Source organism: Pollutimonas sp. M17 (assembly GCF_025836975.1).
Taxonomy (GTDB): Bacteria; Pseudomonadota; Gammaproteobacteria; order Burkholderiales; family Burkholderiaceae_B.
The window spans coordinates 652,104-677,319 of the sequence record NZ_CP107548.1; the positions used below are offsets into that span (position 1 = coordinate 652,104).

Consider the following 25,216-nt stretch of genomic DNA (forward strand, 5'->3'; position numbering starts at 1 on the left):
CAACTGCGATTGGCTAAATCAGTTCAACTACCATTGGTGCCACGGCGTATGAAACCATACAATGAAATTGAGCCTTTCTTCATCACGGAGGAGATCGAGGCAGAGCTGATCGCCGCTGGCTACGCGTTCGTGCTGCCGGGCCACGCGCGAACGGCGCGCATCCGCGAGCTGTTCGGCTGGCAGCCCGGCGAGACTCTGTCCGAGCCCGTGAGCAGACACCTGATGATGGCTGGTACAGCTAGCGGGTGCGAGCCGAGAGGCGAAGGCTTATGACAACGGAAGCAGAAGCGCTCGCCAATATTTTTGCGTGGTCTGCTGATAGTCCCGCCTGGCAACGGGACGCACTGCGCAGGCTTGCAATGCAAGAGGCCCTGGATCCAGCCGAGATCGACGAGCTGGCCTCCATCTGCAAGGGCGATAGCCCAGCCGTCCCGTTGGAAGCGGGGCACCTTCGCGGCCCGAACCGCGATCGGGAGGAAGTCTATCTGCGGCAAGTGCATGGAGTCCGGCATGTCAATGCTCTGGCTCCCGACCAACGGCTGACGTTTCACCGTGTCGGTTTGACGATCATCTATGGCGACAACGGATCGGGAAAATCCGGCTACGCGCGGATTCTCAAGAAGGTATGCCGCGCCCGTATGTCTGGTCGGGCCGAGGAAATTGGCCCCAACATCTATGACGCTGCACCAGGCACGCCGAGCGCCATGATTGAATACGCAATCGGCGGCCAGAACCGCACCTGCGCTTGGCAGCTAGGTCAGGCTGCCGATAACGCGCTTTCAGGCATCAGCGTGTTCGATTCCCGCACCGCGAACGTTCACGTGGACGATACGAATGACGTGGCTTACACGCCGTTTCCGCTCAAGCTGCTGAGTGGGCTGGCACAGCTCTGCAAGTCGGTCAAGGACAAGTTGGCAGCCGAGATTGCGCAGATAAAGACGCAAACGCCCGAAGCGATCAGGGCGCCGGCATGCAGCAGGGACACAGCGGTCGGCAAGCTCATGCTCGGGCTCACTGCCAACACTGTGCCGGAGACGGTCGATGCGTTGGCCATCCTCACGCAAGCAGAGCAAGACCGATTGGCGCAGCTCACGGCAGATCTGACAGGTGATCCGGCTCGCGCGGCGCGCCAGCTTGTAGCGTTGAAGACCAAGGTTGACGGACACATTGTGCGCCTGGGTCGGTTATTTGCTTCAATCAGTGACGATACCGCCAACAACCTGTATCGGCTTGCCGCTGATAGCGATGCCGCACGCCAGGCAGCAGAAGCTGCCTCCAGCGCGCTTTTTCGCGACGAACCGTTGCCGCAGATCGGGTCGGAGGTTTGGCAGGCGCTATGGGCGAGTGCACGGGCATTTTCGGACGATGAGGCCTATCCCGAACAGCGTTTCCCCGTCACAGACCCTGGTAGCGTATGCGTGCTTTGCCAGCAGGAATTGACGCCCGTCGCTGTTGATCGCTTCAATCGTTTCGAGGCTTTTGTGCGCGACGACAGCCAGCAACGTGCCGACGCTGCGCGCGTTGCATACGATAGGGCGCTGGCATCGTTTAAGGGGGAGGTCATTTCGTTGGCGGAGCTTGCGGATATTGTGGCAACCATTCGTGACGAACTGCGCCAGGATGCCTTGGCGATGGAAACTAGGAGCGCGATTCTTCGCGCCCTGTGGCGTCATCGTCAGATCAGGCGACGCCACACAAATCCAAGCGCTGCTATTGACGTGCCCGTTGCAGAATATCCTCATCAGGCGCTGGTCGATCAAGCAGCAGGCATTGAGAATCGGGCGAACGCCCTTGCCGCAGAGGCTGACTCTCCAGCTCGTGCCGCCTTACTTGCTGAAAAGTCAGAGCTTTCGGATCGGCAATGGCTTGGCGGCATCAAAGCCGATGTTCTTGCTGAAATCGAACGCCTTAAACAAGTTGCAAGGCTTGAGACAGCCCAACGGGACACCACCACCAATCGCACTACTACGAAGAGCACGGAGATCGCACAAGCCCTTGTGACGGATGCACTTCGCGCGCAGTTTGCCCGCGAGGTAGCGAGCTTCGAGATTGCTGGCCTTGCTGTGGAGCTTCGCCAGCAAAATAGCGTCCAGGGCATTCCCCGGTTCAAGGTCGCCTTTACACGAAAGCCCGCCGCTGCGGTAGGACAGGTTCTGAGCGAAGGAGAGCATCGCTGCGTTGCCTTGGCCGCGTTCATGGCTGAGCTCGCCACGACCGAAAACAAGTCCGGCATCGTCTTTGACGATCCCGTGTCCTCCCTCGACCATATGCACAGGGAGGCCGTAGCTAAATGTCTGGTTGCTGAGGCAGCTCATCGCCAGGTCATCGTCTTCACGCATGACCTAGCGTTCCTGTTCGAGTTGAATCGCGCGGCTGACGATGCGCAGCCTAAGCCCCAGGTTGCGATTAGCTCCATTAGCCGGGGGGGTGACAAGGCAGGCTTTTGCCGCAGCGAGCCGCCATTCAAGGCACGTCGGGTCAGTGACATCACAACAAGTCTGAGCAATCAGCTTGCCGGTGAGCGCTATCATTTCGAGCAAGGCAATGAAGACGCGTGGCGCAGGTCAGTCAAATCCATCGCGGCGACATTGCGCGATACATGGGAAATTGCCGTTGAAGAGGTTGTCGGGCACGTCATCCGTCGACTATCCAACGAAGTGAAGACGCCTGGTTTGGTCAAGCTCACCGCGATCACGGTTCCCGACTGCGAGGCGATGCGGGACGCGTTCGGACGCTGCTCTGGACTGCTGCACAGTGCAGCTTCTGCTTTGAACCGCCCTCTGCCGAGGCCGGACGCACTATCAGCCGAGATCGATGCTCTAGCTACTTGGGCAGACACTCTACGGCAGCGTCAAGGAGCTGCAAGATTACCATGATTGTTGACTGGTGCTGTCCATGACCTTGAGACTGTTGATTGATACATCGGTGTGGCTTGACCTTACAAAGGATCACCGCCAACTTCCACTGCTGGATGCCCTGTCTGCGATGACCGATGCAGGTGAGGTGGCTCTTATCATGCCTCAGATAATCGTCGAGGAATTTGCTCGAAATCGCGACCGAGTGATGGCTGCGAGCCGGGCCAGTCTGTCCAGTCACTTTAAGCGCGTTAGGGAAGCGATTATACAATTCGCCCCTGAAGATGCGCGAGATTCTACGCTGAAGCAGCTAAATGAGGTCGATCACCGGGTAGCAACTGGCGGGGAGGCTGTGAACGAGGCGGTGGACTTGATCGAGCAGTTGCTCGGGAAAACTACGCCAGTGCCGGTCAGCGATAACATTAAGGTGCGCGCTGCGGATCGAGCTATTGCCAAGGTTGCACCGTTTCATCGGCAAATGAACGGGATTGGCGATGCCATCATTATCGAGACCTACATTGATGCACTAGCCGCGCGCAGAGACGAGGACGTGTTTGCCTTCGTGACCCACAACATCCACGATTTCAGCGAGAAAGGGGCTGATACGCGTATCCCTCACCCCGATTTGGCGCCGCTCTTTGATGGTGTGAGATCACGATACGAAACCAACCTTAGTGCACTGCTCAGCGAGTTCGCGAGTGATCTGATCGAAGAGACCAGATTCGAGCGCGAATACAGCCAAGACTCTAGGCAGCTCTCTGAGCTGCTTGAGGTGGAGGGCAAGCTGACAATGCAGGTTTGGTACAACAGGAAATGGAACATCATCGCTCGCGTCGAGAACGGTGAAGAAAAGCTGGTGCCTAAAGAGGTTTGGGACCAAGCCACTCCGGAAGGACGACGAAACCTAATGGTGGATACGATTTGGGAAGGGATGCTTGCTGCAATGAAGAGGGCCGAAGAGGATCTCGGCACCGAAGAGCTGGGGCCTTGGACTGACTTCGAGTGGGGAATGATCAATGGCAAGCTATCTGCTATTCGCTGGGTCCTCGGCGATGAGTGGGATATGCTCGACACATGAGTGCCGAGACAGTTATGCCTTTCGCCACAGGTGGACGGCAGCAGATGGACGATATAACCGAATGGCGAATGCCAATATCGTGGGTGCTCTGGGAATCTCAGCTGACTAACTCCTGGGATGATCAATGACCTTAGCCCAGTTTTTTTGCCAAATCCTCAGCTCTTGGGTGATAGTAGCGCTTCAACATTCTGAGATCACGGTGCCCAGTCACTGCTGACAGCTCCAGTACATTCGGCAGCTTGTCGGCCAAACGAGACGCGGCCTCATGGCGCATATCATGGAAATGCAGATCGTCAAGAAAGCCTGGGAGAGGCGGAGTCCTAGTACTTTGGCAGTCCGACAGATATTTCTCTTTCGCCCGTTCGATGGATCTGGCATAACCCTTCTTCAATGCGGCGGCAGTGGTGGCGAAAACGAGACCAGATGTCGATGGTCTGGGCATGCTTGGCTCTACTTTTGGATAGGACGGCACCTCTTTCAGAATCTCTACGGCACGGGTTGAAAGAGGAACCGTGCGAGAGTCGCCGTTCTTGGTGTCGGGCAGGTAAGCCGTCTGACGATCCAAATCGATGTGCTCCCATTGCAACGACAGCAGCTCCCCGCGTCGCATTGCGGTCTCCAAGGCAAGCTGTACTAGAGGCAGGATCCATGGGTTGCGGATGCCTGCTGCCAAGGTGCCGTTGGGGTTTCTTTCTTCACCACAAGTTAAGGCGGCGAACAGGTAGCGCTGTTCATCGGAGGAAAGCCTACGTTCTCGGGACCGAGAGTGTTCTGGTCGCTTGACGTAGGGGAAGGGGTTTTCAACGTGGATGCCCCATTCGCGCCGAGCGTGATTCAGCACTGCGGAAAGCAGGTTGATTTCCCGGTTGACCGTTGCGCCGGTGACTTCTTTCAGGCGGCGATCCCGCCATTTTGCAATCTCGGTACTGCTGACCGCTGTCATCTTGAGCGAGGCAAGGGTCTTATCGCGTAGCAGGACGTTGATCTTGATGGACTCGATCTCGGCTGATTTCTTGCTTGGAGTGACTTCCTTCTGGTAGCGCTTCAGGAGTAATGCTCCGGCCTGTACCGTCTTGACCGCGCGGGCTCAACAATCCATTCACAATTAAAATCGGCCTTCACCTCTTACCGACATTTAGGCCTGATATGGATCATGAGACCATCAATCGCAATTTAATTATCATTTTGCCCAAGCAACCGGCGTTAGACTGGATCATAAGCGTTGATCCGCAACCGATTCAAGGACTGACGCTGGAGGAATTGCGCCAGGAGCAAGAGGTCTATTTGTTAGCAGGTGGAACGGTCAACACCCCAGAGCAAGCCGAACAGTGGGCGTTGCAGCGCTTTAGCAATCTGTTCGCTACGTTTTTGCACGGTTGGTTTACTGACGATTCGCTATGGCCTAAGCGCCGAACCCGTAAAATGTTCAAGGAATGGTTTGAGGTGCAATACCACTCGACGATTTGGGATTTGTCGACAGACCCTCTTGAACACGAGTCGTGGGACTGATCTATTGCGTTGAGGCGCTGGGCAGGTTCACATTCCAGGGCAACAATTCGTCGACTTGATTGACCGGATGGTCAGCAATCACGGTCAAGACATGACGCAGATACGCCTGGGGATTGATGTCGTTTAACTTGGCTGTGCCAAGTAGGCTGTACATGGTGGCGGCGCGTTCACCGCCCGCGTCGGATCCCAGGAACAGGTAGTTTTTCCTGCCCAGGGCTACCCCGCGCAGCGCCCGCTCGGCGGTGTTGTTATCAATCTCGATGCGGCCATCGTCCAGATAACGCACCAGTGCCTGCCACTGGTTCATGGCATAAGTGATGGCGTCAGCCGTATTCGATTTGCGTGAGAGGGTCGCCAACTGCTCGCGCAACCAGTCATGCAGCGCGAAGACGATGGGTTTGGCGTGTTCCTGGCGAGCCCTTCGCCGTACGTCCGCTGGGCTACCGCGGATGCTGGACTCAATCTTGTAGAGTGCGGCGATCCGATCAAGCACGTGCGTCGTAATGGGCGTGGCACTTTTAACGTGGATGTCGTAGAACTTACGTCGGGCGTGCGCCCAGCATCCGGCCTCTAGCACACGGCCTGTTTCATAAATCTTGTCGTATCCGGCAAACGCATCGGCCTGTAGGATACCGATATAATCCTTCAGGTGCGTTTGCGGGTGGATGCCGCGCCGATCAGGCGAGTAACGTATCCACATGGCCGGCGCCGTCGTGTCGCCACTGGGACGATCATCGCGGGCATAGACCCACAGGCGCGCCTGACGTGTCTTACCGGTTCCCGGCGCAAGTACGTTGATCGGCGTATCGTCAGTATGCAGTTTGTCGGCACTAAAGATGTGGCGCCGTAGCGCCTCCAGTAAGGGGCGCAGCAATTGGTGCACCCCACCGACCCAGTCACCGACAGTGCTCTCACTTAAACTCACGTTCTCGCGCTCGTAGATCTGGCACTGGCGATATAGCGGCTGATGGTCCAGATATTTGCTGACCATGACATGGCTCAGTAGCCCCGGCCCCGCGAAGCTGCGGACAAGGGGGCGGCTGGGCGCGGGCGCTTGCGCCATCCGCTCGCAACAGCTGCACGCCAGGCGTGGGCGCACATGGCGAATGATTCTAAAGCTGGCCGGCACGTGCTCCAGCACGTTGCTCACGTCCTCGCCCAAGCGTGTCCACGCGCCGCCGCAATCGGGGCAGGCTGGCTCGCTCGGAAGATGTTCGTGCACGTCGCACGGCAAGTGCTCGGGTAATGGCCGACGCTGCGGGGCCGGGCGCGAGGCAGGTGCCTGGGCCGATTCGACCCTTTGCGCGCGTTCGCCCTGGTTGATGTGCAACTCTTCGAGCTCAAGCTGCAATTGATCGATCTGCGCACTGAGCTTCTCGGACTTCTGGCCGAACAGCGCGCGCCGTAGTTTATCGAGCAACAGGGTCAGACGAGCAATTTCTTGCTTATCGCCCTGCTTATCCTGACGCAGGGCTTCGCGCTCTTCCTGCCACGCCGCGCGCTCTTGCTCGAAGGCATCGATCTGGGCAGATTTGGCCGACAGCAACGCCTTCAGGGCATCGATATTGTCGGGCAGTTGGGCGCGGTTGAACATGGCCGTTATTATACTAAATAACGACTATTTTCTCTATGAATAAAAGGCTGAAAGACCAATAAAAATGCGGCTCTCAAGCGTTTTATTAACGCTAGGCCTGAGTCGGTTTATGCGTGCGAGCGGGCCGACGCCAGTCGATCCCCTCGAGCAGCATCGATAGCTGCGCGGAGGTCAGATGCACGGCCCCTGATTCGGCGCTGGGCCACACGAAATGACCGTGTTCCAAGCGCTTTGCCAGCAGACACATGCCGTCGCCACTCCACCACAGCACCTTGATGCGATCGCCCTTGCGCCCACGAAAGACAAATACGTGGCCGCTGAAGGGGTCTTCAAGCAGCGTGGCCTGGACCGTTGTCGCCAGGCCATCGAAGCCACGACGCATATCGGTCGCACCGGCTGCCAGCCAGACCCGGGTTCCTGCCGGTAAGCCGATCATTCTCGTAGCGCCTGAATGAGGCAGCGTAACGTAGACAAGTCCGCTGCGCCATGGATCACGACACGCGCGGCTGGGAAGATCAGTTCGACGCCAGAGATCGCCGGCCTATCTTGCCCGTCAATTATCTTGGCCGGTTGGCGCGGTGCGGATACCGGTGGCGCCGCTATCTGCACCGGCAGCAGCAACGGCCCTTGGCTAATTGGCCCGAAGTCGCCACGCCGATACTGCCAGCGCCAATTGTGCAATTGGTTGGCATTGATGCCGTGCGCCAGCGCAACCCGTGCAATGGACGCACCACCCGCCATCGATTCCTGCACCACCTGACGTTTGTATCCGACCGGATAGCGGCGCCGAGGGCTCGCAGAAGAACTCATTACCGAAAGAGAATCGCTCATTGAAATACGTGTACATCTGAAAAAATACATGGACACGTATCTTGATGAGATTTAACCGAGACTTCTAGACGGTACAGGGCGGGCCGTTACCTTCAGGACGCTGGCGAGAGACGTCTTGTCCGCCTCCCTGCGGTCAACAAAGCCGGATGTCTCCAGCTCCCGCTCGATGGTGCGCACCCACTTCTCCGCATCCTCCTTGTACATGAAAGTGCGGGACTGGGACGGAAAGCCTTTGCGCCGTACCTTGGCCTGCCATTGAAGCTCCCCTCGTTTGGTGATCGTGCCCATTCATTGTCCCAAATGTGTCCCAATAAATGAGTGAATTATACTAAAACTGTTTGTTTAAGCCATTATTTGGATTAATTAATATGCCTTCACACGGCAGGGGTCACTGGTTCGAACCCAGTACCGCCCACCAATTCAGTTCGGTTCTTCGACCCTTCAACTAATTCCTTACTTCGCGCCGTCTAGCCGATCAAGGATCGCAAGGGCTTTCTCGCGATCAGCACCGGCTGCTAGCGTCTTGAAGCGCATTTCCACATCGAATGCCGCAATGGCTTGGGCGCTCATTTCTTCGACTAGCTTGTTGACGCTAAGGCCTCGCGATTGCGCTAAGGTCTTAAGGCGCTGGGTGGTGTCGTCCGGCAAACGTATGGTCAGTGTGCTCATCACAGATTCTCCAAACACTGCGCGGGTGTTAGTACCCGCAGATGCTTCCAGGTCAACTCTCCGCGTGCTACATCGCGGACATTGTGCGTAATAATGGCCTGCGCTCCGCCGGCAATGGCCAACTCAATAAGATGATTATCGCCTTCATCGGGAAGATTTGGCCGCCAGCCGTAATAGACTGATACCCAGCGCCCAGCTTGGGCGAGCGCCGCCAGAATTTCTTGACGCTCCTGGGAGGTGGTTATGTCCGTCCAGACGGGGCGATCAAGCAGGTCTTCGTACTCTAGCCATAAGGCATTGCCGAATAGTGGCAAATATTTGCCGCGCAGAATGCGACGCAGTACTTCACGTGCAGCGCCGCCTTCCGATCGAAGGGCGGAAACAAATACGTTGGTATCCAAGACAATGACCGTCATGTCTGATAGCATATATGACAGCATTTTGCTTCGCAAGTTCCATACCTGCTATGAGCGCTAGGCCAATTGAGAGAGTGCATGTTCCACCATTCATGGGCAGGGGGGATTCGTCGCCAAGGGCTGCTCACACCATCCCAACTTCGCATTGCTAGTTCTATACGAAACCCGGCACGCAAGCCCCGGATGCCGGGGCCTATGTCTACTGAATAATTTGTCTCTATACTAACCACGTATTCATAAACCAGTGGGGAGATAGAGATGCCTGCAAGTCGGCCCGATAGCGACAAGATGATGCCGTACCAGTATCCCAACCCGCCCGAGGCCCTGCCTGAGCTGGTTGTTCCAAACGCCATTCCCACCGATGAAAGGCTGTGGGTGCCGCAAGGCGAGAACGTCTGGTTCAGGCCTCTCTGTTTGAACGTCAGCCAGGGCTACTGGATGAATTTATTGCGGGTGCGCAAATCCGGCGTGCTTAGCCGGCATCGGCATCCGCAGGCCGTCCATGGTTTTGTGCTCAAAGGCCGCTGGCGGTATCTGGAGCATGATTGGGAGGCAACGGAAGGCAGCTATGTGTTCGAACCGCCCGGCGAAACCCATACGCTGTATGTACCGCCCGACGTAGAGGAAATGATCACCTATTTCCAGGTCAACGGAGTCATGTACTACTGCGATCCCTGGGGGCAGGGAACGGGTTACGAAGATGTTTTCACGAAAATAGACATGTGCCGCAAACACTTTGCCGAGGCGGGCCTGGGTGAAGATTATGTGCGCCAATTCATACGGTAGGGCCGGAAACAGGCCAGGCAAAACATAAGGACCGCAGGGCGCCCCGCCGCGACTGTGCCGCAAACACCCCGATTAAATAAACCATGACTTATCAATCAAATATATTCGCAGGAAAAACGGCACTGGTGACGGGTGCAACCCAAGGCATAGGCGCCGTGATCGCCAACAGGCTCGCATCCCTGGGGGCGCGCACCATTGCGGCGGGCCTGGGCGACCGGACGGATGTGCTGGATCCGGGAATCGAAGTGCGCGTCGGAGACGTCAGCAAGCAGGAAGACGTGGACCGCCTGCTGGCCAATCTGGACGAGCTGGATATCGTGATCAATTGCGCCGGCATCATCCGTCGCGGCGATGAGCATGATCCGGCGGTGTTCGAGCAAGTGCTTGCGGTCAATCTTACGGGAACCATGCGCGTTTGCAGCGCCGCCCGAGAGCGCCTTGCCCGGCGGGGCGGCTGCATCGTCAATACCGCTTCGATGCTCAGCTTCTTCGGCGGTTCGCTCGTGCCGGGCTATGCGGCCAGCAAGGGCGGTGTCGCGCAGCTGACCAAGTCGCTGGCATTGGCCTATGCCGCCGATGGCATACGCGTGAATGCCATCGCGCCAGGCTGGATCGCCACGCCGTTGACACAGGCTTTGCAGGACGATCCTGCGCGTTCGGCACCCATTCTGGCGCGTACCCCGCTGGGGCGCTGGGGCAGGCCCGAGGATGTCGCCGAGGGGGCCGTATTCTTGTGTACGCCGGCAGCGTCGTTCATGACCGGCGTCATCTTACCCATAGATGGGGGGTATATGGTGGCCTGATTTCCGAAGGCCTCTTCGCATGCCAGCGAGAGCGCAATGCGACGTTATTTTTGCCCCGTAGCGCCGCCGTCGTCGATCCGGTTGACCTTCGTGCCTTCCAGTGAGACGCCCGCCATTAAACCGGCGTTCGTCATTACGAAGCCGACCACCGGTTCGCGCAGAGTGTTCAAATCGACGGAACCGTTGGCGCTGAGGTTGGCGACGGCGACTGTCGCATCGATACCGGCGGTCCATCCGCTGCTGGCAAGGAAATGGTCCAGGGCTTCCTGGGTCTTGAAGACGAAGATGATGGCTTTCGACTGCGCGCCCAGCTGCAAGCCGAAAGATCCGCTGGATGTGCTGTAGTAGCCCTTGTTCTGGCCCTTGACCCTTAGCACCCCGTCGCCATGCTCTGCGCCGACGACCACGCTTGCGCCGATGACCCGGGGGAATATCAACACGCCGGCAGCATTCGAAACCAGTTGCCGGGAATTGGGCGCAACCTCATAGAGCCGACTCAAGGCCGCATCGGCACGAGTATTGATATTGTCTCGACGTTCTACGCCGGTTTGCTGTTCGCGCGGCAAGGTGGTCGTGCAGGCTGCCAACGCCAACGTGGCCGTAGCTATGGCCAGGGCGGCGAGAACGCTGTGTGGCTTTATGGACATTTTTCTTTTCACGGTTTTTTCTCCCAAGTGGAAGTGAGAACTGACTCCTAGGCAGGATGCGCATGCAATTTCCATGCCCGAGCTCAAACGATGGGCGCGGCTTCGGGTTCCGACCAGCACATGTTTGCCGTGGACGTGGCGCATCGCGCCGTCCGCCTTCATGACTGCGCCGTCCTGCCCATAGACAGCGGCTACATGGTGGCTTGATATGCCGGAATTCGACATCTGGCAGGCAAGGCGGGCATATTGTAGATTTGACAGTTAAAACGCATCGGTCATGCATGCGTGTGTTAGGGCTTGCTGGACTTATTCGTTCATCGTCGCAAAGCGCCACCAGCCGGCATCGAATTCAGTCTTCAGAAGATCGCGCAGTATGACTTCGACGCGGCGAGCGGTCCGTGTCAAAGGCCGATCGGATGCATAGGCAACGCAGACTCGACGTTCGATGACCGGGTCGACAATATGCGCGGTAAATAGCTCCTTGTGGGGGATGCGTATATTCTTCAGCGCCGCCAGGGACAGGATGGTTGCCTCGGTACTGCGCAATACGCGCTCCAGCAATAGTTCATGGGCGTCCAGTTCGGTCCGCACATCCAGCTTTATTCCCGCAGCGGCCGATGCTTTCTCCACCAGCGCGCGCAGGCCGTGCTCGCGGCTGGGCATGACCAGAGGCACATGGCGCAGATTGGCGAAGGCGATGCTGTCATTGCTGTGGACGCACATCTCCTTGATCGCGTCCGCGTTGCTGTTGTCCATAGCCAAAAACAGATGCTCCTTCATCAGCAGCTCGAAATCCAGCCCGCTCTGGGTGGCGCTGTCGTACACAAGGCCGAAATCTATCGTGCCGTCCATGATCCATCTGGCGAGATGTCCGGACAGGCCAGTGACGACCTTGATCTTGATGCCGGGGCACTGCTGGCGCACTTGTTCGATCAGAGATAGGGTCAGCAGGGGGCTCAGGGAGCCCGGGATGCCGACGGTGACCGTGCCGACTTCGGTCACCTGATGGGCGCGCAGGCTGGCCTTGGCGGCGTCCAGGGTATCGAGGGCCACCCGTGCATAGCTGAGGAACTCCTTGCCTTCCGGGGTGAGGATAGTGCCGTCCTGGCGGCGTTCGAACAGCTGTACTTCGAGCTCTTCTTCCAGGAGTTTGATCTGTGTGCTGACTGCGGGTTGCGAGATATGCAGCAGCTGCGCGGCCTTGATGATGGAGCGCTGTTCCGCGACTGCGATGAAGTACGAAAGCTGGCGCAGATTCATGCTTTTTGCCGCATTAAAAGGTTATTCTAGCCAAGCTGGATCGCGGTGGGCTGCCGGATGGCAAGCCGCCGCGCCTGCTTGCATTCAAAGCTGTATTTTTCGCTGTCGAAATGCCTCGTCCCGCTCGACCAGCTGGCGCGCCTGCAGCACTACCGGCAGGTCGACCATGCGGCCATTGAAGGTGCAGGCCGCCTTGCCCTGCGCCTTCTGCAGTTCGAATTCCTTGATCAACGCTTTGGCGACGTCGACATCGGAGGATTGCGGAGAGAACTCCTCGTTCACGATCTCGACCTGCCTGGGGTGGATGCAGAAGGCCGCGTCGAAGCCCAGTCCGCGGGCGCGCTTGATCTTGCGCCGAAACTCGTCCGGATCATTGAAGTCCGCCACCGAGCCCACGAAGCCTATGGGCACGATGCCCGCGCGCCGGCACGATGCCACCGCCATGGCGTTGGGAATGTACAGCGCATCGTCGGTGACGGCCATGCGCATGTTGGCCGCAAGGTCTTCGGCGCCAACGATCAAGCCGCAGACGCGTGGGCTGGCCGCGGCGATTTCCGCCATGTTTTCCAGCCCCTGCGCGTCTTCCACCATGGCGATCAGCCTGGTATGGCCGGCGGAAAGATCCTTCTCCATCTCCAACTCATCCAGGATCTCGCCGATGAAGCGTATGTAGGACGCATCGGGCACCTTGGGCAAGGTCAACGCCGCGACGTCCGCACCGACCGATTGCTCGATATCCGGCAGTGCCATGCGCCAGGGCCGGTTGATGCGTACCGTCACGTCATAGCCGGCGGCGGCGAATCTGCGGGAAATTTCCTGTACGCGGCTGCGGGCGAGTTCCTTGTCGTCGGGTGCGACGCTGTCCTCCAGGTCGATCTGCAGCACGTCGGCGGGCCGGTGCAGTGCGCTTTCGATGAAACGGTCGCTGGTGGCGGGTACGAAAAGTATGGATCGCCAAAGGTGTATATCAGGCATGTGTTCTCTCGTTTTCACGTAATGCTTCCGCTTCCAGTTGGGCAAGTTCCTTTAGGACCTGCTCGGTATGTTCGCCTAATGCGGGCGCGGGCCGCCTGAATCCGCCAGGAGTGGTGTTCAGGCGCGGGATGATGTTGTGTGTAGTGATATGTCCGAGATCGGCATCTTCCAGCGACACCATGGCTTCCCGGCCGGTGACATAGGGATGGTCGATCAGGTCGGCCACCGAGCAAACCGGTCCTACGGTTACCGAGGCGGCCTCGAATATGTCCAGATTCTCTTGTTGGGTTCGCTGCGCAATGAATGCGCCAATGATCTCGTCCAGTTCATCCTTGTGCCTGACCCGTGCATCGTTGTCGCAGAACTTCTCGCTGGTTTTCAGGTCGGGCCGTCCGATGGTGTCGAGGATACGCATGGCCATCGATTGCATGGATCCCGACATGGCCACATACTTGCCGTCGCTGCATGCGTAGACATTGCGGGGGGCGGTGTGAGCGGACTGGTTGCCGGAGCGCAGGGTGGGTTCGCCCACGAGCTGGTACTTCAAGGCTTCGGACGAAATAAAGGAAAAAATAGGCTCGAACAAGGATAGATCGATGACCTGACCCTTGCCCTCCCGCTCGGCGACCCGCAGGGCCGTCATGACGCCGGCGGCGCCATAGACGCCGGCGATCATGTCCGCGAGAGCAAGGGGCGGCAGGACGGGAGGCTTGTCGGCATAGCCGTTGAGGTAGGCAAAGCCGGACATGGCTTCGACCAAGGTGCCAAAACCCGGCTTGTGGCTGTAGGGCCCGGTCTGGCCCCACCCGGATACCCTCACAACGACCAGCTTCGGATTCAGCTCCAGAAGCAGGTCGGGAGCGAGCCCCATCTTTTCCAGCCCGCCCGGCACAAAATTCTCGACAAATACATCGGAATGGCGAACCAGACGCTTCAACGCCAGGAGGCCGTCGTCGGACTTCAAGTCCAGCACGGCGGAACGCTTGTTGCGCCCGTACACCTTCCAATATATCGGTTCATCGGCTTCACGCCAGTTGCGCAGATCGTCTCCCTTTCCCTCCCGTTCTATCTTGATGACGTCCGCGCCAAAGTCGGCCAGGAACAAGGTCAGCATATTGCCTGCCACCAGGCGCGATAAGTCCAGCACGCGGACGTCCTTGAGCGGACCGTCCTGCTTCGGGTCAAATTTCTTCATGGGCACTCTTGATACGATTGAAAGCTAAAACGTGATGACGGGCTTGATTTCCTGATAGGCTTTCATGCGCTCCATGGCCGTATTCACTTCATCAAGTTTGTAGCGCCCGGTGATCATCTTCTCGAACGGGAAGGTTTTCTGGTGCTTATCGATGAACTGCAGGGCAAGCGAATAGCTGCGCGCATCACCCGAGAAGGAGCCGATGACGTTGATGTTTTTCTTTACGATCATGGACGGCTGCATTTCCGTCGTGCCTTCGCCCAATTGGCCGACGATCAGGTACTTCGCACCCTTGCGCGCCAGTTGCAAGCCTTCGTTGAAGGCGGCGGGGACGCCGGTGAATTCCATGACAATGTCCGCGCCACGACCCTCAGTCAGGGAAAGCACACGATCCAGGCGATCGGCAGCGGTGGTCCCTTCCACCGGTATGCATTCATCGGCGCCAAACTCACGTGCCAATTCAAGACGGGCGGCAGGGGAGCCGATGACGATCACCTTGCGCGCCCCGCGCACCTTGGCGTTGGCGGTGGCGAGCAGGCCCAGGGGGCCGGCGCCCTGGACGACCACGGTTTCGTACGGTTCGATCTTGCCGATCTGCGACATGGCGTTCATGACCGAGCGCAGCGCGCAACTGGACAGGCTGGCCAGCTCGCTGGAGACGCTGTCGGGCACCTTCAGGCGGCCCGACTCGGGCAGGACATAGCCGTACTCCGAAAACCCGCCCAACAGGTAGGGCGCCTTTTCCATGGTTTCATACATGTAGGCGCGGCGATGCGAGCACAGTGTGGGCTGGCGCGCGGTGGTGCAGAAGAAGCAGCTGCCGCAGGATGTATGCGTATAGACGATACGGTCGCCGACCGCCAGGTCCTGGCCGACCGAGTCGCTGCGCACGCCTTCGCCCAGCGATACGATACGTCCCACCATCTCGTGGCCGATGATCACCGGAAGGTCGACTTTCAGGGACAGGGAGCCCTGCCACAGGTGGATGTCGGTACCGCAAATCGAGCACGCCTCCATCTTTACCAGCGCGGCGCGAGGCTCTATGTGCCGAGGTACGGGCACATCTTCGATTCTTAATTGATCCTTGAAGTTCCTCAGGACGGCGGCGCGTGCAAACTCAGGTATAGCAGACATTTATTCAACCTATTTCAAAGAAATTGATACCACGTCGTCAAGGCGGGTACGAACGTAATCATGCCCAATACAAGCAGCGAACCAAGCAGGAACCACATGACATACCCGAACATCTCGGTCAGTCGGGCTTCGTTGGTGCGCTGGGCGACATACAGATTTGCCGCCAATGGCGGAGTCAGCAGACCGATCTCGATGTTGGTGACCAGCAGGACGCCGAAATGGACCGGGTCTATGCCGTAGTTCACGGCGGCCGGCGCCAGGAGCGGGCCCATCAGCAGGGTGGCTGCATTGGTTTCCATGAACATGCCGATCAGCAGCAGTGCCGCATTGATGGCCAGTAGAAACAGAATGGGATTTCCGGTGAAGCTTGTGGCGATCTCGGTGATCGACTGGGGCACCTGCTCCAGGATCATCGCCCGGTTGAAGATGCTGGTGAAGGCGATAATGGCCAGGATCGCGGCCGAGGCCAGTGCGGCGTGCTCCAGTATTTTTTTTAGGTCCCCCGCCGATGCCTGGCGGGTGAGTACGGTAACCGCCAGCGCATAAACGCCTGCGATGGCTGCTGCTTCGGTGGCCGTGAACACGCCCGAGTAGATGCCTCCCAGAACCAGTATCGGCAGCATCAGCGCAGGCAGCGCGCGAACCAGCACAGAACCCTTGTTGACAGTCTTGTCATTTCTCTCCTGCGCCATCGAAGCAGGAAGCGTTTCCTTTCCGTCAGGCAGTACGCGCCTGGAAAGAATGGAATGAATGAATGAGAAAACAAGTATCGTCAGGATGCCCGGAACGATGGACGCAATGAAAAGATTGGTGATGGATACGCCTACGATGGCCCCATACAGGATCAGGGGAATCGAAGGCGGAATCAGTACGCCAAGCAAGCCCGACGCGGCATTGAGCGCCGCGGTGTAGCCTTTGGAATAGCCGCGCTGGCGCATTTCCACGCCCACGGTGCCGCCTATGGCGGCCACGGTGGCGACCGACGAACCCGTGATGGCCCCCATCAGGGCGCTGGCCATCACCATGATGTGGCCCATCGGCGCCCGGATGCGGGACATGAACAGGTCGCACACCGCCGTCAGCTGCTTGACCAGCCCCCCACGGTTCATGAGTTCGCCCACCAGTAAAAACAGCGGGATGGCCAACAGCGAGAAGTTCGATACCGTATCGAACGGCATGGCGGCCAGAGAGAATGGGTCGATATTCCACGCCTCGGCGTTGGCAATGACAACCAGTGCAAAGGCGACGGCAATCGGTACGCCCAGCACCAGTAAAAGCAATAGGGAAGAAACAATCATCGCGCCACCTCTACGACCCGAGCCGCAGCCCGCCTGAAGAAAACGAAGCGGGCCAGGTCCAGAACACTATGAATTGCCATCAAGACCATGCCGACGAAGAAGAAACATACCGGCACGTACAGCGGTGTGCCCATGTCCAGCAGGCGTTCGCCAGTCAGGATCGCATCTTCGAACAGGCTCCAGCCCAGCCACGCGTAGATCGCTGAAAATATCAGCATGAGAATCGCCACCACCAGGTGCGTGGCGCGTTTTACCAGCTCGGATGGAGCTTGTTCAATGAAGTCCACCGAGATGTGCATTTGCATGCGTGAACACATGGCCGATCCGACGAACGTCAGGGGCGACATTGCCACGATCGCCCATTCGGCCACATTGGGTATCGGCAGATCGAAGAATCGAATGCAGACGCCGAACGCCACTGTGGCGAGCATCACTAGAAGACTTATGGAGCATAGAAAGTTTTCTAATGAGTAGAGACGGTTTTCGAATGTGTTTGCCCAGACGGCCATGCATTTCTCCTGCGCTGTACGTTCGGCGCCGCTTACTTGCGCAGGGCTTTGACTTCCTGGCGAAGGGCAGCCACTCGTTCCTTGCCATAGACCGGCTCAAGGCTGGTCCAGACACCGTCCGCAATCTTGCGGAATTCAGCCAGCGCTTCCGGCGAGAGTGTGGTTACGGTGACCCCGGCAGCGGCGATCTTCTTCATGTAGTCGTCGTGCAGAGCACGGTTGGCGGCGATCTCTTTGGTCGCCACCTCATGAGCTGTGTCTTTGAGGATCTTCTTCTGGCTATCGCTCAGCTTCCCCCACAGCCGCTGGCTGGAGGCAATGGCCCCCATTGCATAGACATGATTGGTCTCGGTCATGAACTTCTGCGCTTCAAACAGGCGCGAGTTATACGTAATGCTGGCGCCATTGTCCTGCCCGTCCACCGTGCCCTGTTGCAGCGCCGTGAACAGTTCCGGGAATGGCATCGCAACGGCCTGGGCTCCGGCCGCGATGAAGAAGTCGCGTATGCCCGCGGAACCCGGTACGCGCAATTTCAGCCCTTGAAGGTCGGCAGGCTTCTCGACCGCATGCTTGGAGTTAGTCACCGCCCGGAACTCCAGCTCGAAGTACCCCAAGGCCTGCATACGGTGCTTGGCCAATGTTTCGCTCAAGGTTTTCTGCAGTATGCCGTTCGGGTTGTAGAAGATCTTGTCGGCCTCTTCGAAGCTGGTCGCGATGTAGGGTAGATAGTGGATGTCCAGCAGCGGGTCCAGGCCCGAGAGAGAACCCGGATTGATGAAGGCCAGGTCGAGCGAGCCTCGCGACAGGTCACGCGCCAGCGATTCGTCGCCGCCTATCTGGCTGTTTGGAAAAACGGTGATTTCGATTTCCCCGTTGCTGCGCTCCTTGACCAGCTTGGCAAAGTCCTGGCTGGCCTGGTCGACGGGACTGTTGATGGCGAATACGTGGCCCAGGCGCAGCTTCATCGTCGCGGCGCTCGACGGGGAAGTCAGTGCCATCATTACCGTGGCCGCGCCAAGCAGCGTGGAAAGCGTCGATTTTTTTAGATTGTTGAACATGGTTTTTGTCTCCTGATCAGGTTTATTTATGGTTGATTACGATTGTTTTGGCCACGGTGTACTCACGCAGGGCTTCAAACCCCTTTTCGCGGCCGTGGCCGCTACGTTTGAAACCGCCGAAGGGCAGTTCGATGCCGCCGCCCGCGCCATACCCGTTGATGTAGACCTGGCCTACGCGCAGCTTCTTGGCCAGGCGCATTTGGCGCGCGCCATTTTCGGACCACACCCCTGCAATCAGCCCGAAATCCGTGCCGTTGGCGATGCGGATGGCATCCTCCTCGTCGTCAAAAGGAATGGCGACCAGTACTGGCCCAAAGACCTCGTCCTGTGCCAGCTCATGGGTTTCGTCCACGGGGCCGAGCAGCGTTGGCTTGACATAGAATCCGCCATCCACTGCGCTGGAATCGAGCTTGCCTTCGCCGATCACACTGATGCCATCGGCTCGGGCACGCTCCAGAAAGCCCTTGACCCGCTCGCATTGCACGGCACTGATGACCGGGCCGCAGTCCAGGTCGGCGGTATGTGAGCCGACCCGCACGGCATTGATGCGCTTGGCCAGGGCGGCGACGAACTCTTCGTAGATCGAGCGCTGGATCAGCACGCGGCTGCCGGCGGAACACGTCTGGCCTGTGTTCTGGATGATGGCACCCACGATGACGGGCAGCGCCTTTTCGATGTCGGCATCGTCAAATACGATCTGGGGTGATTTCCCGCCAAGCTCGAGTACGCAGGGCACGTGATTGTCCGCGGCCGCCTTCTGGATCAAGGTTCCCACTTCCGGCGAGCCGGTGAATGAAAGGAAGTCGATTTCCTTGTGTGAAGACAGTGCCGCGCCTGCTTCTTCGCCCAGGCCGGTAACCACGTTCAACACCCCGGCGGGGATGCCCACTTCCGCGGCAAGTTCCGTCAGGCGTATGATGCTCAGGCAGGCTTCCTCGGCCGGCTTGAGTACGGTTGTATTGCCCGCGGCCAATGCGGCGGCAATTGTGCGGCCAAACATCTGCGCGGGATAGTTCCAGGGAATGATATGGCCGGCAACGCCCCGAGGCTCGCGGATGATAAGGACCTGATAGCCTTCCAGGAACGGAATGGTGTCGCCGTGTAGTTTGTCGGCCGCGCCTCCGTAGTATTCGAAGTACCTCGCTGTCGCGGCGACGTCGCTGCGGGCCAGCTTCATGGCCTTGCCGGTATCCCGCGCTTCCAGTTGGGCCAGCTCCTCGGCATGTTCCGCAATTTTCAGTCCGAGCCTGGACAGCAGCCGGCCGCGCTCCACCGCCGGTGTCGCGCCCCAGATTCCTTCGAATGCCTGGCGAGCCGCGGCCACTGCCGTGTCGATGTCCTCTTGAACGCCGCGGGATATCTTGCCTATCGATTCGCCGTTGCTGGGCGATACCACGTCTATTGTGTCCCGGCTGTGGGACTCCGTCCATTTGCCGTTGATGAAAATAGTTTTGGTGCTTTCGGGCATGTCGATCTACCTCAGTATGTGTGGGCTACACGTTTGATGCGAACGAGTGTATAGATCGACACTCGGGTGCATCAAATACTGTTTATTGATAGATGATTAGGCGAAAGCTATGTTGGGATAAACCCTAGTGGCATTTGCGCCCGCGACAGCGGCGCCAGGCCTGATGCAGCCGCCTTGAAGCGGCCCCTGATTCGATCACCACTGCCCAAAAAACACCCCCGCCTTCTTATAGGCGTTGGTTCCCTTCTCGACGGCTTCGTGGCTTACGGTGGTGCGCCGCTTCAGGCCCGCAAACCAGGCCAGCAGCCGCTCGCGGCATTCGGTCCGAACCTGGGCATAGGCGGGATCCCGGCCCAGGTCGTGGAATTGATCTGGATCTGCATGCAAATCGTAAAGTTGCTCGGGCTCATCCATCCAGTACACATAGCGCCATCGGTCAGTACGAACGGACCAGGCGCGCGCGTTTTGCGGCGTCTTGTCGACCAGCAGCCGCGAGAGCCGATAGCTGTAGTCCAGCTCGGAAAAGACGCAATCCCGCCATTCGACTTGCTGTCCGTGCAGAATGGGCAGCAGGCTGCGACCCTCCAGGCGGTGCATGGGTAAAGGAAGCCCCAGCCATTCCAGGATGGTGGGCAGCACATCCACGGACTCCACCATTCTCGATTCAACCGTGCCGCGCGTCGCATCCGCCGCTGCGGAAGGATCGAACACGATCATCGGCACGCGCTGCACGGTGTCGTAGAACAGCTCCTTCTCGCCCAGCCAATGATCCCCCAGGAAATCCCCATGATCGGCCGTAAAGACGATCAAGGTATTGTCCATGAGCCCCGCGCGTTCCATGTAATCGAAGAGCCGGCCCAGGTGATCATCCAGCTGCGTGATCAGGCCCTGGTAGGCGGGCCGCACCGTGCGTATGCATTCGTCCATGGAAAAACTGATGCTTTCCTCATGCTGGCGATAGGCCGCCAGTACAGGATGGGCATTGTGCCGTTCGGCGTCCTTGCGCACCACGGGCAGGCATTGGTCCGGGCTGTACATCGCATGGTAGGGATCGGGCGCGATATAGGGCCAATGGGGTTTTACGTAGCTCAGGTGCATGACCCAGGGCTGATCGCCCTGCTGCCGCATGAAACGCAGCGCCTGGTCGGTCATGTAGGCGGTCTCCGAGTGCTCTTCCCGCACCAGGGACGGATACTGCGCATTGCGCATGTGCCAGCCGCTGGCGGGCTTGCCGTCGGGGCCTTTCGCGGAAATGACGAAGTCCGTCCAGGGGTCGTCCGATACATAGCCGTGGCGGCGCAGGTAGGCCGGATATCCGCTTTCTTCGCCCGGCTCGTGGTGGCCGTCGTAGCGGTCGATTTCCTCGAAGCCGCCCGTGCTCAGCAGGCGGCCCAGCTCGCTGCCGCCGTCCAGCGCCAGGCGTTCCAGGCCGGCATGGTCCACCATGACATGGGTCTTGCCCGCCAGCACCAGCTTGCGGCCGCTGGCGCGCAGGTATTCGCCCAGTGTGATTTCGCCTACGGACAAGGGCACCCGGTTCCAGGTCGCCCCGTGCGTGGAAGGGTAGCGTCCGGTGTAGTAGCTCATGCGCGATGGCCCGCACACGCCCGAGTTCACAAAGGCGCGATCAAACCGTACCCCCCGTCTGGCCAGCGCGTCGATATTCGGCGTGCGGATGAATGGATGGCCATAGCACGCCAGATGGTCGGCGCGCAGCTGGTCCGCCATAATGAAAAGAACATTCCTGGGCTGGTTCATCGGTGTTGCCTGCTGTGCATCTATTTGGTGACGACGAAGCCCGATGCCTTGACGACGGGCGCCCACTGCGCGCGGAACGCCTCGACCAGCTTGCCGGTTTCCTGCGCATTGGCGGATACCGGGATCAGATCGTTCTCTTGCAGGGTCTTGCGCACCGAAGCGTCTGCCGTTACCGACTTGACGGCTTCGCCCAGCATGTCCGCCTTGTCCTTAGGCATGGCGGACGAGGCGAAGAAGGTGTTCCAGCCCGAGGCCTGCAGGTCGACGCCGGTCTGCTTGAACGTCGGCACGTCCGGCAAGGCGGCTTCACGCTCCTGGCCCGATGTGGCCAGGATGCGGATGCGCTTGCCCTGGTGCTGGCGGGTCAGGACATCGAGCGTGTCGATGGCCACCGGGACGGCGCCGCCGATCAGGTCGGTGATGACGGGCGCGGAGCCGCGATAGCCGATAATCTGGCCTTCGGCGCCGATCTGCTTGGAGAGCATCAGGCCGAAGAAGTGCGGAAGGCTGCCTGTTGCGGGCACGCCGATGTTGAACTTGTCCGGATTGGACTTGGCCCATTCGATCAAGCCCTGCATGTCCTTGATCGGGCTATCGGCCGAGACGGCGACGCCAAAGCCGTACTCCGTCACCATGGAGACGGGCTGGAAGTCTTTCACGGCATCGTAGGCCAGGCTTTCGAATACCAGCGGCGCCACCACCATGACCGCCGGGTTGCCAAGCAGCAGCATGTTTTCATTTGGCCCGGCATTCTTGACATGCTGCGCGGCGATGCGGCCGCCCGCGCCCGTCTTGTTCTCGACGACGACCGGCACGCCCAGTTCGGCCTGCAAGCGGGTGGCCACGATGCGCGCGGCGCGGTCGGTGGCCCCGCCGGGCGCATAGCCCACGACTATGGTCAGGGGAGAGCTCAATTTAGCGGTATTGTCCTGCGCGGCGCCGGCGGTGCTGGCGGCGAAAAGAATGCAGGACAGCAGGGCGGCCCGAAGGGTGTTCTTGATCATGGCTGGTCTCCTCGAACTTGATTTGTCTTAATATTGGATGGCAGCTTACCAAGCTGTGTATTAATTGTTCTAATCAAGTATCCGACAGTCGGGGAAGTCTCTATCCATGGACACCAAAACCACTGGCTCCGGGCGGAAGCCGGCCTTGGCAGCCAAGGCGGCGGATCGTCTGCCCACGCTGGGCGATATGATGATGTTCAGGCTGTACCGCGCATGGTCGGCGGGCAATCCCATATTCACGCGCTTATGCGAGGGCCGCTTCAATATCACCCGCCGCGAATGGCGGCTGCTGGCGATTGCGGTCCAGCACGACAGCCTGACCTCCACCCAGTTGGCCCATGCGGCTGCCCTGGATGCTCCGCGCACGTCGCGTGCGGTGGGATCGCTTTGCGGCAAGGGCCTGCTGGAGCGCAGCCGCGATCCCGGCGACGCCCGGACGGTGCATGTGTCGGTAACGCAACAAGGCCTGCAGTTGTACCGGAAAATCATGCCGGTGGTGGCATCGTTGAATGACGTGATCTTCCAGGATCTGGATGCGGACGAACTGCGGGCGCTGGGGTCCATGCTGGATCGCATCGTGCACCGGGCCGGCCGGATGCTGGAAGACGACTTGGTCAAGGAAAGGCCGCATAGAAGCCGGCCCGGGCAAGCGGTGCTGACCAAAGGGCCGGCCGGCCATTCAGGCGGGTGATGGCCATGCCGTGGCCAAGGCCTGCTTCAGTTCAGCGCTTCCTTGGCGGCTTCTTCTGGGGTCAAGCCGTTATAAAACAGGTCGGTAAACCACTCGGCTTCTTCTTCGATGTACTCCTGCGCCTGGTGCGGTGTCGCACCGGCGGCCACCAGCAAGCCCTCGACTTCTATACACCATTCAATCAGCGCGACTTCGTCCGGGTCGGCAGCGCCTTTCTTCTTTCCCATGTTTCTTCCTTTGGTCGAGCTTGTGCCAATTCGGCATGCCTTGCTTGTTTTCAAGCGCGGCACCGCATACGCGCGAATAATACCCAATATACGGGCTAGCCGCCCGCTCGCTTGACGACCCAGCGCGGCGTCAATTTCGGGATCAAGGCATCGCGATGATCGCCTTGAATTTCGATAACGCCTTCTTTGACCGTGCCGCCCGAACCGCATGCCGCTTTAAGCCGCTTTGCCAGTTCGGCCAATGCGGCGGCATCCAGCGGAACGCCCTTGATCACCGTCACGCCCTTGCCTCGCCGCCCCTTGGTTTCAAGCGATACGCGCACGATGCCGTCAGAGGATGAAACATTCCTGGCGGCTTGGCAGACGCAGCCCGCCATTGGGTGGCGGCATGCGGGGCACATGCGGCCTGATTCCGTCGAGTAGACCAGAGCACTGCCGCCGAGTCGATTTCCTTGTTTTGACATCGTATGCAGCCTTTTGGGGGCGATGATGAATAAACAGCAAGTGTATGCCAGGCGCCTGGGGCTGTTCAGTCGGCATCGGTCAGGACCTGTGCATTCTCGTCCCAGTCGCGCTCTCGCGAAAAACGCCCGAGGGCCTGCTTGACGTCCATTCCAAACGGCGTCAGCGTGTCGGCGAACGAGGCCGCGTTCCGCTCAAGGGTTTCGTCGTCGGGCAACCGGCCCTTGGCGGCGATGATCACGCGGTTTCCGGAGCGCAGATTGAAGAAGTCGCCGAAGACGGCGGCGTAAGTGGTCGATTCCTGATCGTACATGCGGCTGTTGGTGAAGGTATTGGCCACCAGTATGCCGTCGGGCGAGAGGATGGCGCGCACATGCTGAAGGAATTCGCGGGTGAGCAGGTGGGCCGGAATGTAGTCGACGTCGAAAGCGTCCAGCATCACCATGTCGTATTGCCGGCCTTCGCCGTGCGCGCGCTCGACAAAGGCGCGGCCATCATCCACAAACAACCGCTGCCGCGGGCCCTGCCTGTATCCGAAGTAGCGCTCGGCCACGCGGACAACGCTGGGGTCGATTTCGACGGTGTCGATGACGGCGTCGGGCAGGATCTTCTCCAGGGCCATCGGTATGGTGGCCCCGCCCAGGCCGACGATCAGGACGTTTCTGGGCTCGGGCTTCAGAAACAGCGCACTCGTCATCATGCGGGTGTAGGCAAACACCATTTTGTCAGGCTCATCCAGATCGAAGCAGGTCTGCCGTCCGTTGCCCTGGATTTCGGTGAAATTCAGGCACCGTTCGCCGTATTCCTCTATGACCAGCACCGGTGCGAACCGGGAGGGCTCGGTATGGATAAGGCGGGGGCCTGACGCCATACTCAGGGAATAGGTGGCCAGCACGGCCGCGCATGCCGCAAGGGCGCAGCCCAGCACGGCGGCGTAGCGGGAGCGGCGGCTGCCTGGCCTGTTGGAGTTGGACGGCTTCATCTGCTCC

The 25,216-nt window shown here is 59.2% G+C and carries 28 protein-coding genes; 7 read left to right on the plus strand and 21 right to left on the minus strand.

Annotated features, from left to right (window positions below):
• Positions 1-48 precede the first annotated feature (48 nt).
• The 3 genes from OEG81_RS03125 to OEG81_RS03135 are packed head-to-tail and all read left to right on the plus strand — an operon-like array spanning position 49 to position 3,933.
• A complete protein-coding gene (locus OEG81_RS03125; RefSeq protein WP_264131280.1) occupies positions 49-273 on the plus strand; it encodes a transcriptional regulator in 225 nt (74 codons plus the stop codon).
• On the plus strand, positions 270-2,876 hold the full coding sequence (locus OEG81_RS03130; RefSeq protein WP_264131281.1) for an AAA family ATPase: 2,607 nt from the start codon (positions 270-272) through the stop codon (positions 2,874-2,876). Before OEG81_RS03125 ends, OEG81_RS03130 begins: the two co-directional genes overlap by 4 nt.
• A gap of 19 nt (positions 2,877-2,895) precedes the next feature.
• Entirely contained in the window at positions 2,896-3,933 is a 1,038-nt protein-coding gene (locus OEG81_RS03135; RefSeq protein ID WP_264131282.1) for a PIN domain-containing protein, read from the plus strand.
• A gap of 130 nt (positions 3,934-4,063) precedes the next feature.
• Here the strand turns inward: OEG81_RS03135 and OEG81_RS03140 are convergent, their stop codons facing one another.
• On the minus strand, positions 4,064-4,876 hold the full coding sequence (locus OEG81_RS03140) for a site-specific integrase (RefSeq protein ID WP_264131283.1): 813 nt from the start codon (positions 4,874-4,876) through the stop codon (positions 4,064-4,066).
• A gap of 203 nt (positions 4,877-5,079) precedes the next feature.
• On the opposite strand from OEG81_RS03140, the gene OEG81_RS03145 reads away from it, so the two are divergent.
• Positions 5,080-5,442: a hypothetical protein gene (locus OEG81_RS03145; protein WP_264130851.1), complete on the plus strand. Its 363-nt coding sequence runs from the start codon at positions 5,080-5,082 to the stop codon at positions 5,440-5,442.
• A 1-nt stretch (position 5,443) separates the two neighbouring features.
• Here OEG81_RS03145 and tnpC read toward each other — a convergent pair whose 3' ends face one another.
• From tnpC to OEG81_RS03175, 6 genes are all read right to left on the minus strand, one after another.
• Positions 5,444-7,036, minus strand: coding sequence for an IS66 family transposase (gene tnpC, locus OEG81_RS03150; RefSeq protein ID WP_264130850.1), 1,593 nt, complete (start codon positions 7,034-7,036; stop codon positions 5,444-5,446).
• A 91-nt stretch (positions 7,037-7,127) separates the two neighbouring features.
• Entirely contained in the window at positions 7,128-7,472 is a 345-nt protein-coding gene (tnpB, locus tag OEG81_RS03155; protein WP_264130849.1) for an IS66 family insertion sequence element accessory protein TnpB, read from the minus strand.
• The gene (tnpA, locus tag OEG81_RS03160; RefSeq protein WP_264130848.1) at positions 7,469-7,867 is read right to left on the minus strand and encodes an IS66-like element accessory protein TnpA; all 399 of its coding nucleotides are present in this window, start codon (positions 7,865-7,867) and stop codon (positions 7,469-7,471) included. Before tnpA ends, tnpB begins: the two co-directional genes overlap by 4 nt.
• Positions 7,868-7,918: 51 nt before the next feature.
• Positions 7,919-8,155 (minus strand): hypothetical protein, encoded by a 237-nt coding sequence (locus tag OEG81_RS03165; RefSeq protein ID WP_264131284.1) that lies wholly within the window; start codon positions 8,153-8,155, stop codon positions 7,919-7,921.
• 165 nt (positions 8,156-8,320) lie between these two features.
• Complete coding sequence (locus tag OEG81_RS03170; protein WP_264131285.1) at positions 8,321-8,536, minus strand: ribbon-helix-helix domain-containing protein; 216 nt, start codon at positions 8,534-8,536, stop codon at positions 8,321-8,323.
• A complete protein-coding gene (locus OEG81_RS03175) occupies positions 8,536-8,952 on the minus strand; it encodes a putative toxin-antitoxin system toxin component, PIN family (protein WP_264131286.1) in 417 nt (138 codons plus the stop codon). Before OEG81_RS03175 ends, OEG81_RS03170 begins: the two co-directional genes overlap by 1 nt.
• Positions 8,953-9,210: 258 nt before the next feature.
• On the opposite strand from OEG81_RS03175, the gene OEG81_RS03180 reads away from it, so the two are divergent.
• Both OEG81_RS03180 and OEG81_RS03185 read left to right on the plus strand, forming a co-directional pair.
• On the plus strand, positions 9,211-9,738 hold the full coding sequence (locus tag OEG81_RS03180; RefSeq protein WP_264131287.1) for a 2,4'-dihydroxyacetophenone dioxygenase family protein: 528 nt from the start codon (positions 9,211-9,213) through the stop codon (positions 9,736-9,738).
• An 83-nt stretch (positions 9,739-9,821) separates the two neighbouring features.
• Entirely contained in the window at positions 9,822-10,541 is a 720-nt protein-coding gene (locus OEG81_RS03185; protein ID WP_264131288.1) for an SDR family NAD(P)-dependent oxidoreductase, read from the plus strand.
• 44 nt (positions 10,542-10,585) lie between these two features.
• Here OEG81_RS03185 and OEG81_RS03190 read toward each other — a convergent pair whose 3' ends face one another.
• From OEG81_RS03190 to OEG81_RS03240, 11 genes are all read right to left on the minus strand, one after another.
• Positions 10,586-11,188: a YSC84-related protein gene (locus OEG81_RS03190; RefSeq protein WP_264132683.1), complete on the minus strand. Its 603-nt coding sequence runs from the start codon at positions 11,186-11,188 to the stop codon at positions 10,586-10,588.
• A gap of 306 nt (positions 11,189-11,494) precedes the next feature.
• On the minus strand, positions 11,495-12,448 hold the full coding sequence (locus tag OEG81_RS03195) for a LysR substrate-binding domain-containing protein (RefSeq protein ID WP_264131289.1): 954 nt from the start codon (positions 12,446-12,448) through the stop codon (positions 11,495-11,497).
• Between the two features lie 84 nt (positions 12,449-12,532).
• Positions 12,533-13,423: an HpcH/HpaI aldolase/citrate lyase family protein gene (locus OEG81_RS03200; RefSeq protein ID WP_264131290.1), complete on the minus strand. Its 891-nt coding sequence runs from the start codon at positions 13,421-13,423 to the stop codon at positions 12,533-12,535.
• Positions 13,416-14,618: a CaiB/BaiF CoA transferase family protein gene (locus OEG81_RS03205; RefSeq protein ID WP_264131291.1), complete on the minus strand. Its 1,203-nt coding sequence runs from the start codon at positions 14,616-14,618 to the stop codon at positions 13,416-13,418. The genes OEG81_RS03200 and OEG81_RS03205 overlap by 8 nt, the downstream gene beginning before the upstream one ends.
• A 24-nt stretch (positions 14,619-14,642) precedes the next feature.
• The gene (locus tag OEG81_RS03210) at positions 14,643-15,752 is read right to left on the minus strand and encodes a zinc-binding dehydrogenase (RefSeq protein WP_264131292.1); all 1,110 of its coding nucleotides are present in this window, start codon (positions 15,750-15,752) and stop codon (positions 14,643-14,645) included.
• Between the two features lie 14 nt (positions 15,753-15,766).
• Positions 15,767-17,050 carry a TRAP transporter large permease gene (locus OEG81_RS03215; protein ID WP_264131293.1) on the minus strand — a complete coding sequence of 428 codons (1,284 nt, stop codon included), beginning with the start codon at positions 17,048-17,050 and terminating at the stop codon, positions 15,767-15,769.
• Positions 17,047-17,559, minus strand: a complete 513-nt coding sequence (locus OEG81_RS03220) for a TRAP transporter small permease (protein WP_264131294.1) — start codon at positions 17,557-17,559, stop codon at positions 17,047-17,049. The genes OEG81_RS03215 and OEG81_RS03220 overlap by 4 nt, the downstream gene beginning before the upstream one ends.
• A gap of 32 nt (positions 17,560-17,591) precedes the next feature.
• Entirely contained in the window at positions 17,592-18,617 is a 1,026-nt protein-coding gene (locus OEG81_RS03225; RefSeq protein ID WP_264131295.1) for a TRAP transporter substrate-binding protein, read from the minus strand.
• 22 nt (positions 18,618-18,639) lie between these two features.
• Positions 18,640-20,085: an aldehyde dehydrogenase family protein gene (locus tag OEG81_RS03230; protein ID WP_264131296.1), complete on the minus strand. Its 1,446-nt coding sequence runs from the start codon at positions 20,083-20,085 to the stop codon at positions 18,640-18,642.
• 195 nt (positions 20,086-20,280) lie between these two features.
• The gene (locus tag OEG81_RS03235) at positions 20,281-21,843 is read right to left on the minus strand and encodes an alkaline phosphatase family protein (protein ID WP_264131297.1); all 1,563 of its coding nucleotides are present in this window, start codon (positions 21,841-21,843) and stop codon (positions 20,281-20,283) included.
• A gap of 20 nt (positions 21,844-21,863) precedes the next feature.
• Positions 21,864-22,847 carry a tripartite tricarboxylate transporter substrate-binding protein gene (locus OEG81_RS03240; RefSeq protein WP_264131298.1) on the minus strand — a complete coding sequence of 328 codons (984 nt, stop codon included), beginning with the start codon at positions 22,845-22,847 and terminating at the stop codon, positions 21,864-21,866.
• A gap of 106 nt (positions 22,848-22,953) precedes the next feature.
• On the opposite strand from OEG81_RS03240, the gene OEG81_RS03245 reads away from it, so the two are divergent.
• Positions 22,954-23,538 (plus strand): MarR family winged helix-turn-helix transcriptional regulator, encoded by a 585-nt coding sequence (locus OEG81_RS03245; protein WP_264131299.1) that lies wholly within the window; start codon positions 22,954-22,956, stop codon positions 23,536-23,538.
• A gap of 26 nt (positions 23,539-23,564) precedes the next feature.
• On the opposite strand, the gene OEG81_RS03250 is transcribed toward OEG81_RS03245, so the two are convergent.
• The 3 genes from OEG81_RS03250 to OEG81_RS03260 all read right to left on the minus strand — a co-directional run bounded on the left by OEG81_RS03250 (position 23,565) and on the right by OEG81_RS03260 (position 25,209).
• Positions 23,565-23,765: a hypothetical protein gene (locus OEG81_RS03250; RefSeq protein ID WP_264131300.1), complete on the minus strand. Its 201-nt coding sequence runs from the start codon at positions 23,763-23,765 to the stop codon at positions 23,565-23,567.
• A 95-nt stretch (positions 23,766-23,860) separates the two neighbouring features.
• The gene (locus OEG81_RS03255) at positions 23,861-24,229 is read right to left on the minus strand and encodes a translation initiation factor Sui1 (protein ID WP_264131301.1); all 369 of its coding nucleotides are present in this window, start codon (positions 24,227-24,229) and stop codon (positions 23,861-23,863) included.
• Between the two features lie 65 nt (positions 24,230-24,294).
• Entirely contained in the window at positions 24,295-25,209 is a 915-nt protein-coding gene (locus OEG81_RS03260; RefSeq protein WP_264131302.1) for a spermidine synthase, read from the minus strand.
• Positions 25,210-25,216 lie beyond the last annotated feature (7 nt).

Excerpts from the sequence above, each read along its gene's own strand:
- OEG81_RS03125 (WP_264131280.1), top strand. The coding sequence starts at position 49 with ATGAAACCATACAATGAAATTGAGCCTTTCTTCATCACGGAGGAGATC.
- OEG81_RS03130 (WP_264131281.1), top strand. The coding sequence starts at position 270 with ATGACAACGGAAGCAGAAGCGCTCGCCAATATTTTTGCGTGGTCTGCT.
- OEG81_RS03135 (WP_264131282.1), top strand. The coding sequence starts at position 2,896 with ATGACCTTGAGACTGTTGATTGATACATCGGTGTGGCTTGACCTTACA.
- OEG81_RS03140 (WP_264131283.1), bottom strand. The coding sequence starts at position 4,876 with ATGACAGCGGTCAGCAGTACCGAGATTGCAAAATGGCGGGATCGCCGC.
- OEG81_RS03145 (WP_264130851.1), top strand. The coding sequence starts at position 5,080 with ATGGATCATGAGACCATCAATCGCAATTTAATTATCATTTTGCCCAAG.
- tnpC (WP_264130850.1), bottom strand. The coding sequence starts at position 7,036 with ATGTTCAACCGCGCCCAACTGCCCGACAATATCGATGCCCTGAAGGCG.
- tnpB (WP_264130849.1), bottom strand. The coding sequence starts at position 7,472 with ATGATCGGCTTACCGGCAGGAACCCGGGTCTGGCTGGCAGCCGGTGCG.
- tnpA (WP_264130848.1), bottom strand. The coding sequence starts at position 7,867 with ATGAGCGATTCTCTTTCGGTAATGAGTTCTTCTGCGAGCCCTCGGCGC.
- OEG81_RS03165 (WP_264131284.1), bottom strand. The coding sequence starts at position 8,155 with ATGGGCACGATCACCAAACGAGGGGAGCTTCAATGGCAGGCCAAGGTA.
- OEG81_RS03170 (WP_264131285.1), bottom strand. The coding sequence starts at position 8,536 with ATGAGCACACTGACCATACGTTTGCCGGACGACACCACCCAGCGCCTT.
- OEG81_RS03175 (WP_264131286.1), bottom strand. The coding sequence starts at position 8,952 with ATGACGGTCATTGTCTTGGATACCAACGTATTTGTTTCCGCCCTTCGA.
- OEG81_RS03180 (WP_264131287.1), top strand. The coding sequence starts at position 9,211 with ATGCCTGCAAGTCGGCCCGATAGCGACAAGATGATGCCGTACCAGTAT.
- OEG81_RS03185 (WP_264131288.1), top strand. The coding sequence starts at position 9,822 with ATGACTTATCAATCAAATATATTCGCAGGAAAAACGGCACTGGTGACG.
- OEG81_RS03190 (WP_264132683.1), bottom strand. The coding sequence starts at position 11,188 with ATGTCCATAAAGCCACACAGCGTTCTCGCCGCCCTGGCCATAGCTACG.
- OEG81_RS03195 (WP_264131289.1), bottom strand. The coding sequence starts at position 12,448 with ATGAATCTGCGCCAGCTTTCGTACTTCATCGCAGTCGCGGAACAGCGC.
- OEG81_RS03200 (WP_264131290.1), bottom strand. The coding sequence starts at position 13,423 with ATGCCTGATATACACCTTTGGCGATCCATACTTTTCGTACCCGCCACC.
- OEG81_RS03205 (WP_264131291.1), bottom strand. The coding sequence starts at position 14,618 with ATGAAGAAATTTGACCCGAAGCAGGACGGTCCGCTCAAGGACGTCCGC.
- OEG81_RS03210 (WP_264131292.1), bottom strand. The coding sequence starts at position 15,752 with ATGTCTGCTATACCTGAGTTTGCACGCGCCGCCGTCCTGAGGAACTTC.
- OEG81_RS03215 (WP_264131293.1), bottom strand. The coding sequence starts at position 17,050 with ATGATTGTTTCTTCCCTATTGCTTTTACTGGTGCTGGGCGTACCGATT.
- OEG81_RS03220 (WP_264131294.1), bottom strand. The coding sequence starts at position 17,559 with ATGGCCGTCTGGGCAAACACATTCGAAAACCGTCTCTACTCATTAGAA.
- OEG81_RS03225 (WP_264131295.1), bottom strand. The coding sequence starts at position 18,617 with ATGTTCAACAATCTAAAAAAATCGACGCTTTCCACGCTGCTTGGCGCG.
- OEG81_RS03230 (WP_264131296.1), bottom strand. The coding sequence starts at position 20,085 with ATGCCCGAAAGCACCAAAACTATTTTCATCAACGGCAAATGGACGGAG.
- OEG81_RS03235 (WP_264131297.1), bottom strand. The coding sequence starts at position 21,843 with ATGAACCAGCCCAGGAATGTTCTTTTCATTATGGCGGACCAGCTGCGC.
- OEG81_RS03240 (WP_264131298.1), bottom strand. The coding sequence starts at position 22,847 with ATGATCAAGAACACCCTTCGGGCCGCCCTGCTGTCCTGCATTCTTTTC.
- OEG81_RS03245 (WP_264131299.1), top strand. The coding sequence starts at position 22,954 with ATGGACACCAAAACCACTGGCTCCGGGCGGAAGCCGGCCTTGGCAGCC.
- OEG81_RS03250 (WP_264131300.1), bottom strand. The coding sequence starts at position 23,765 with ATGGGAAAGAAGAAAGGCGCTGCCGACCCGGACGAAGTCGCGCTGATT.
- OEG81_RS03255 (WP_264131301.1), bottom strand. The coding sequence starts at position 24,229 with ATGTCAAAACAAGGAAATCGACTCGGCGGCAGTGCTCTGGTCTACTCG.
- OEG81_RS03260 (WP_264131302.1), bottom strand. The coding sequence starts at position 25,209 with ATGAAGCCGTCCAACTCCAACAGGCCAGGCAGCCGCCGCTCCCGCTAC.